The organism is Myxococcus sp. CA039A (genome assembly GCF_013336645.1).
Taxonomy (GTDB): domain Bacteria; phylum Myxococcota; class Myxococcia; order Myxococcales; family Myxococcaceae; genus Myxococcus; species Myxococcus llanfairpwllgwyngyllgogerychwyrndrobwllllantysiliogogogochensis.
In genome coordinates, this window is sequence record NZ_JABUMQ010000652.1 from 1 (window position 1) to 1,524 (window position 1,524).

Sequence of the window (1,524 nt, forward strand, 5' to 3'; positions counted from 1 at the left end):
AGGCGCCCTGGAGCGCGTCCACCTCGAGCGGCCCTTGCAGGAGCAGGGCGAGGGGAATGTTGTAGGTGGAGCTTCCGGGCTCGAGCTGGTCGATGAGCCACAGGCGCTGCTGCGCGAAGGACAACGGCAGCTCGCCCGTGCGCGGCACCAGGACGAGCGGAGGCCGCACCGTGCCCTTGCCCGCGAGGGTCGCCGCATCGAGCCGTCGGGCCAGCGCTTCGATGGTGGGGGCCTCGAACAGCTCCCGCAGCGCCAGCTCCACCTTGAAGGTGTTGCGGATGCGCGAGACGAGCTGCGTGGCGAGCAGCGAATGTCCGCCGAGCGCGAAGAAGTCGTCCTCGATGCCGACCTGTGGGACGCGAAGGACCTGCGCCCAGATGGAGGCGAGCAGCTCCTCGGTGGGCGTGCGCGGCGCGACGTAGGTGGAGGAGGGAGCAGAGAGCACGGCCTCGGGAGGAGGCAGTGCCTTGCGGTCGATCTTCGCGTTGGCGGTGAGAGGGAGCGCGTCCAGGCGGAGCAGGGACGACGGCACCATGTACTCAGGGAGCCGAGACTTGAGGAAGGCTCGGAGGGAGACGGCGTCCAGGTCGTCGCCGACAAAGTAGCCGACGAGCCGCTTGTCGCCCGGAGCGTCCTCGCGAGCGATGGCGATGGCATCGCGGATGGAGGGATGCGCGAGCATCGCGGCTTCGACTTCGGGCAACTCGATGCGGAAGCCGCGCACCTTCACCTGCGCGTCGGCGCGACCGATGAAGGCGAGCGTCCCGTCGTGGCTCCAGCGGACAAGGTCGCCGGAGCGATAGAGGCGCGCCCCAGGGACGGAGGAGAACGGGTCCGGGATGAACCGCTCCGCGGTGAGTGAAGGCTGGCCGACGTAGCCGCGCGCCAGGCCGTCACCACCGATGAAGAGCTCACCGGTGATGCCGATGGGGACGGGCTGAAGCGAGGCGTCGAGGACGAGCAGGCGGGTGCCGTTGGTGGGCTTGCCGATGGGCACCGTTGCGCCAACGTCCTCGGGCCGAGCGACCAGGAAGGTCGTGGCGAAGACGGTGGTTTCCGTCGGGCCGTAGCAGTTGGTGACGGAGACGCCCCAGTCCTGCAACGCGCGTCGGACATGAAGGGGCGAGACGATGTCGCCGCCAGTGAGGACGCGCTGGAGTGAAGGAGGCGCGGGGAGACGACTCTCGACGAGCTGGGAGAACAGACCGCTGGTGGCCCAGAGCGTGGTGACGCCGTGTCGAGCGACAGTCTGGAAGAGCTCCTCGAGCGAGGGGGCCTGAGGAGGGAGGACGACGAGGCGCGCGCCGTGGAGCAGGGCGCCCCAGATTTCGAACGTGGTGGCGTCGAAGGAGATGGGCGCGAGGAGGAGGTGGGTCTGCTCGGGCCCGAAGCGGGTGTAGTCGACGCCGACGAGGATGTGGATGACGCCGCTGTGGGTGCAGCCAACGCCCTTGGGCTTGCCGGTGGAGCCGGAGGTGAAGTCGATATAGGCGAGCGACGCGGGGAGGGCGGAAGGAGGCAGGG

At 69.3% G+C, this 1,524-nt stretch carries 1 protein-coding gene; it reads right to left on the minus strand.

From position 1 onward, the window contains the following. Positions 1 to 1,524 (minus strand): non-ribosomal peptide synthetase (locus tag HR086_RS46775; protein WP_174468903.1); only part of this gene is annotated, 1,524 nt, incomplete at both ends.